Here is a 5,890-nt window from a genome sequence, read left to right on the forward strand (position 1 = left end):
CTGAAATACCATGCCCACCCGCACCCGCAATTGCCGCAGATGTTTTTGGTCAATCTTTGCCCCCGACAAATCCACCCCAGTCACCTCTAATTGACCACCGCTGATGGGTTCTAGGCGATTGAGGCAACGCAAAAAGGTACTTTTGCCACAACCAGAAGGGCCAATGATGGAAATCACATCCTTAGGGTAAATTTCCCCCGTTACTCCCCGCAGAACCTCGAGGGGGCCAAAGTTTTTTTGTAACTGGTCAAAGGAAATCAACGGAGCAGTGGGGGAAGTCATGGCCGAAGAAGGTTAAGAACGAATTAAGCAAAGGAGGTTAATGGTTCATTCTGCCATTATCCTGCCTGGGACAGTTGTAAAATAGCCAACACGATCGCCATGGATTCATCGTAGAGAGCATCCCGGCCCCAGCGTTGCAGTTGTCGTCCCAGTAATTGCTCCGTATTTTGGTCGTCCAGGGCGGTGACCTGTTGCACCCGGTAATTTTGCGCTCCGCCGCCTGCTTCCATGCGCATACAACCGACGGTACCGGAACAAAGTACTGTGCCGCACTCGGCCTGGGTATTGGTGGAACCCAGTTTGAGACTAATTAAGTCCCCCAGCACCTGCCCCGTATCGGCCAAGGGTAAACCGGCCAGTTCTGCTTCAATGGCCCGTTGGTTGGGGGCACAGAATTGAATTTTGTGAATTTCGTATACTCCTGGTTGGTAGCTATAGCTAACGGGAGTCCACTGCAAACGGCTGGCCACCCAGCCCAAATACATCAATGCCTGGGCATGGTTACCCTTTTCATAATCAATGGAAATTTGGTCAATTTCCCCCACCGCAGAACGACGCTCCGGCGGATCGAAGGCTTCGGCTGTCAGCTCCTGCCATGGCGCTAAGCGGCTCCAATTCAAATCGGCGATCGCCTCTGGCTTATTAACCAATTGGGCTAACTGGAACAAATCCTGTTCGGGATTGTTAAAAATACTGGAATCCACAATGATCATGTCCGCATGGGACAATAACCGTTGAAATAACCCATACTCCATTTCTGGGCTAGCTTTCCACCACACATATTTAGGTAGGGTGGGCAACATTAATTCCGTGATCACACCGGTAATGCGCTCCAACGCATCAGAAGTGCCCCGCAGAGTAATGTATTCACAACAAATAAGAGTATTGTGCTGGGTCTTTTGGATCGGACAGTAGGCGGAAAGCTGGGCCTGTACCCCCTGGTCATCCTCCGCAGTCGGGCAAAGGGTAATAATGCGACAGGGGTTAGAAGCGGCAATGGTATCGGCAATGCCACTCCCTTCTAGGTCGGGGGAATAGGGTTTCGTGATCCGTTCAGCGGTGCTGAGTAAATTGCCTTCCCGGTGGGCAGTTTCAAAGGCAGTCTGTAATGCTTGCTTAAATTCTGGGCTAGATAGTCCGGTAACGGCCACCCCCAAAGCTTTTTGAGCCGACTTAATAGCGGCGGTCATACGGGGCCCCGCAATGCCGTCAATGGGGCCAGTGTAGTAACCGAGGGCGGCCAGCAGGGATTGGACCCCGTCCGGTTCATACACTAAAAAACTGAACGTGGTGGCCCTAGTAGCGATTAAACCCTCTTCCTGTTGGGCACTGGTTTGCCAAATTTGGGCTAACTCAGACTCGATCGCCTCGAGGGAAACGTCCTTGGGGGCTTGGAGGGAAACGAGGGGAGGGGCTTGGGTGGTACTCATGCAATGGCTCCAATGGAATCGGACTGGGCAATGACGCTGATACTTTACCCCCCATGGTAGTGGCAGTTTTCAAATTGCAACCGGCGATCGCCAAAAATCCAGGGCCAAACTCCGCTGATGTTGACAATCCCTAGGGAGGGGCAAACCATGGCTTAGAATAATTGTCAGTAAATGTCGCCCCCGTAATCCGTCAACAGTGACCGTCACCCCATTTTAGGATGCAGAAATTTTTCCAGCGTATTTGGCAGTGGATCCAACAACTTTTTGCCCCTTTGGTGGGCGGCCCAGGGCCGAGGAGTAAATTTCTCCAGGAACTCCCCCCCCTGAGCGACACTGATTATGAGTTTTTGTTCAATCAACTCCTAGAAGGCATTGCCCACGGTTGGCACGAAGGACGCATTCTCAAATTTTTTCAACAGTTGGACCACCGCTGTCGCCCTAAGCAATGGCTTGATTGGTTGGACCGTTTTCAAACTACAGTGCTGGCTTCCCCCTCCCCCAATTTAGTTTTAGCCGCCCGGATGATGCGTTTGGGGGAATTGGCCCAATCCTTTCCCCAGATTGCCCCCATTGGGGATAAGTCCCAGCGCATTGGCAGGGAGCTGTATGCTAGGCAGTCACCACCCCAGATGGATACGGTGTGGGAATATGATGGCCCGGATTTAGTCTCGGTGGAGCAGGCTCAAGCGGAAGGGGAAATGGAAAGTTTCACCTTTGATGAGTTGGTGCAACGCTTACCCCATGATCCCGCTTTAGTGGCCCATTTTGCCGGATTTTTGGGCATTGAAAGCACCGATCCCCAGGTGATTTTACAGGGTCTGATGGAGAAGTTTAATATTCCCGCTGATATGTTGGTGGAAGCGGTAAATAAAACTACTGACCAAGATTCTGTCCCCGTTGAGCCGGTAGAAACAGCAGAGATAACGGAGAGTTTTGACTCTGCCACTGAGCAATTGACTGCCAACAATGGCGGTGGAGCGGAGTCGGAGTACGGCCAAGGCACGCAACCCCATAGTCCAGAAGACTGGTTCAACCTTGGCATACAGCAGGCCCAAAGGGGAGAATTAGAAGAGGCGATCGCCAGTTGGGGGGAAGCAATTAATTTAAATCCCGACATGACTGCGGCCTGGCAGAATCGGGGTAGTGCCCTGGGGGTAATGGGAAAATTAGCCGAAGCCCTAATTAACTTTGATGAAGCCTTAGCCCAAAATCCCAACGATGCCGAGGTTTGGCTCAGCCGGGGATTATTACTGGAAGCAATGGAACGTCAAGCAGAGGCCATTCCTAGTTATGAAAAGGCCCTGGCTTTGCAGCCCACCATAGCGGAAGCCCAGGAAAGATTAAGTCACCTAAAAACTCCTCCCCAAGATGGTTAAAAGTAGGTAAAACTAACGCACAATTGCCATGGCCACGGTCGATTAAAAATAAAGAAAAATAGTTTTCCTTGGTTCAATTTTTAGACCATTTTACCGAGTGGAATTTTTCCCTTTAACCCCATGGCTTCCTCCACTGCTTTAGTTTGGTTTCGCAATGATCTCCGTTTGCATGATCATGAACCCCTCTACCGAGCATGGCGATCGGGTTTGGCAATCGCCGCTGTTTACTGTTATGACCCCAGACAATTTGGCCACACTGCCCAGGGTTTCCCGAAAACGGGAGCTTGGCGGGCTAATTTTCTGCGGCAAGGGGTGCAGAATTTAGCTGAAAATTTGCAGAAAATAGGGAATAAGTTGTTGATAACAACTGGATTACCAGAGCAAATAATCCCCCAAATAGCCGAGCGAGTTAACGCTAAAACTGTTTATTATCATCGGGAAGTTACCCAAGAAGAGTTAGATGTAGAGCGCAGTTTGATCAAGGAGTTAGCGACCTTAAGCATACAAGTAGAAGGTTATTGGGGAAGCACCCTTTACCATCCCGAAGATTTACCTTTTTCTATTCAAGATTTGCCAGATTTGTTTACCAATTTCCGCAAAAGTCTTGAAAAGAAAAAAATCTCCATTCGTCCGTGTTTTTCTACCCCATCCCCACTGCCTCCTAGCCCTGATGCTCAACTGACCTTAACTCCGCCACCGTCAGAATTTTTCCCCGCCGCTACCATGGATTCCCGCTCTGTTTTAGCTTTCCAAGGAGGAGAAACAGCAGGCTTGGCGAGGTTACAAAGTTACTTTTGGGATGGCGATCGCCTAAAAAACTATAAAGAAACCCGCAATGGCATGGTGGGAGCGGATTATTCCAGCAAGTTTTCCCCTTGGTTAGCATTGGGCTGCCTTTCCCCCCGGTTCATTTACCAAGAAGTGAAGCGTTACGAGCAAGAACGAATTAGTAATGATTCTACTTATTGGTTAATTTTCGAGCTAATGTGGCGGGATTTTTTCCGTTTTGTGGCCCAAAAATATGGCAACAGGTTATTTGATCGAGGGGGATTACTGAACAAAAAATTGCCCTGGCAGCAGGATCAAGTCCGTTTTGAAATCTGGCGATCGGGGCAGACTGGTTACCCTCTAATTGATGCCAATATGCAGGAATTAAATCTCACTGGCTTTATGTCCAATCGGGGGCGGCAAAATGTCGCTAGTTTTCTCTGCAAAAATTTGGGCATTGATTGGCGATGGGGAGCAGAATGGTTTGAATCTTGCCTAATTGATTATGATGTTTGTAGTAATTGGGGCAATTGGAATTACACTGCTGGTATAGGTAATGACGCTAGGGATTTCCGTTACTTTAATATTCCCAAACAAAGTCAACAATACGATCCCCAAGGGGATTATTTACGCCATTGGTTGCCGGAATTGAATAATTTACCCGGTGAAAAAATCCACCAACCATGGTTATTATCTGCCACAGAACAAAAACAATGGGGAGTGCAATTGGGAGTAGATTATCCCCGCCCCTGTGTGGATTTTCACCAATCAGTGGAAGCCCGCCGTAAAATTGAACAGATGGGTGTCATTACTTAGGTTGAGACCATGGAAGAATTATTAGAATTAAGACTATTAGTGCAATCTGGGGAAACCACGGCCGCTCTGGCTTTAATCGATGAATTAGAAACCATGAGCAAAGAAGATAAAATTAATAAAATTTATAGTTATTGCATTGTTTTACTGGTTCATTTGATTAAGCAACAGGCGGAGGCAAGAAGTACTAACTTCTGGGAAGTTTCCATTCGCAATGCCATTAACGCTATCGAACGCATTAATAAACGAAGAAAAGCGGGGGCTATTATGTCAGCCAACCAGATTTACAAGAAATTTTAGTTGAAGCCTATGATCGAGCTTTAGATAACGCCTCCCTGGAGGCTTTTGGTGGAATTTATGATGCCGTTAATTTAGCAGAAAAAGTAGACCGCGATGCTATTATCAATCAAGCATTAAAGTTGATTAATTTCATTGATTAATCCCACAAAAAAATAACTCAAACATAACCAATGGATCAATTGCCTCAACCCCTGCCCACCCATGAAGATTGGATGCAAATGGCGATCGCCTTGGCGGAAGAAGCGGGCAACGAGGGGGAAATTCCTGTGGGGGCAGTGGTGGTCAACTCCATGGGGCAAGTTTTAGCCACCACCCAAAATCGTAAACAACGGGATCAAAATCCCACCGCCCACGCGGAAATGCTGGCTATCCAAACTGCTTGCCATCGGCTGGGCCATTGGCGATTGAATGAGTGTGCCCTTTATGTCACGTTGGAACCCTGCCCCATGTGTACCGGCGCCATTATCCAAGCCCGTTTAGGGTTATTAGTTTATGGCACCCCCGACCCCAAAACCGGCACCATCGACAGTGTGTTCGACTTAGCCGCCAGCGCCGCCTCTAATCACCGTCTGCAACGTCTAGGGGGAGTGTGTCAGGAGCAATGCCGTGAACAATTACAAAGTTGGTTTACCCAACACCGAGCCAGAAAAAGACAACAATCCGTCGTTTCCTAAGACCTGGTTTGCTTGCCAAACTCACCCACTAAAGCGACCGCAATTCTGGGGTAATTTTTCCTAGTTTCTCCCCAAACTTATGGAAACTGAGGGCTTTAAAAAGCCTCTTTAAAATTTGCCATTGTCTCCCTATGACTTTCTGCTTACAAGCGTTGGTGGGTGTGGGAATGTTGCTTAACGTTATCTTCAGTTTTCACCACCTTACTGTCATTGAGGATCCGTTTCTTCTCCAAGGAAAAGTTAAACT

At 48.3% G+C, this 5,890-nt stretch carries 7 protein-coding genes; 4 read left to right on the forward strand and 3 right to left on the reverse strand.

From position 1 onward, the window contains the following. From IQ219_RS16020 to IQ219_RS16030, 3 genes are all read right to left on the reverse strand, one after another. Positions 1–282, reverse strand: a 282-nt coding sequence (locus tag IQ219_RS16020) for an ATP-binding cassette domain-containing protein (protein WP_194073268.1), incomplete at its 3' end; no start/stop codon positions are given. A 56-nt stretch (positions 283–338) separates the two neighbouring features. Beyond that, positions 339–1,712 carry a glucose-6-phosphate dehydrogenase assembly protein OpcA gene (gene opcA, locus IQ219_RS16025; protein ID WP_194018539.1) on the reverse strand — a complete coding sequence of 458 codons (1,374 nt, stop codon included), beginning with the start codon at positions 1,710–1,712 and terminating at the stop codon, positions 339–341. Between the two features lie 69 nt (positions 1,713–1,781). After that, entirely contained in the window at positions 1,782–1,919 is a 138-nt protein-coding gene (locus IQ219_RS16030; RefSeq protein ID WP_190595931.1) for a hypothetical protein, read from the reverse strand. 11 nt (positions 1,920–1,930) lie between these two features. Between IQ219_RS16030 and IQ219_RS16035 the strand changes: the two genes are divergently transcribed. The 4 genes from IQ219_RS16035 to IQ219_RS16050 all read left to right on the forward strand — a co-directional run bounded on the left by IQ219_RS16035 (position 1,931) and on the right by IQ219_RS16050 (position 5,643). Further along, entirely contained in the window at positions 1,931–3,088 is a 1,158-nt protein-coding gene (locus tag IQ219_RS16035; protein ID WP_194073269.1) for a tetratricopeptide repeat protein, read from the forward strand. Positions 3,089–3,208: 120 nt separating this feature from the next. After that, a complete protein-coding gene (locus IQ219_RS16040) occupies positions 3,209–4,672 on the forward strand; it encodes a DASH family cryptochrome (protein ID WP_194073270.1) in 1,464 nt (487 codons plus the stop codon). A gap of 9 nt (positions 4,673–4,681) precedes the next feature. Continuing rightward, a complete protein-coding gene (locus tag IQ219_RS16045; RefSeq protein WP_228017212.1) occupies positions 4,682–4,969 on the forward strand; it encodes a DUF29 family protein in 288 nt (95 codons plus the stop codon). A gap of 179 nt (positions 4,970–5,148) precedes the next feature. Beyond that, entirely contained in the window at positions 5,149–5,643 is a 495-nt protein-coding gene (locus IQ219_RS16050; RefSeq protein WP_194073271.1) for a nucleoside deaminase, read from the forward strand. Positions 5,644–5,890 lie beyond the last annotated feature (247 nt).

It is taken from the genome of Synechocystis sp. LEGE 06083, assembly GCF_015207725.1.
Lineage (GTDB): Bacteria > Cyanobacteriota > Cyanobacteriia > Cyanobacteriales > Microcystaceae > Synechocystis > Synechocystis salina.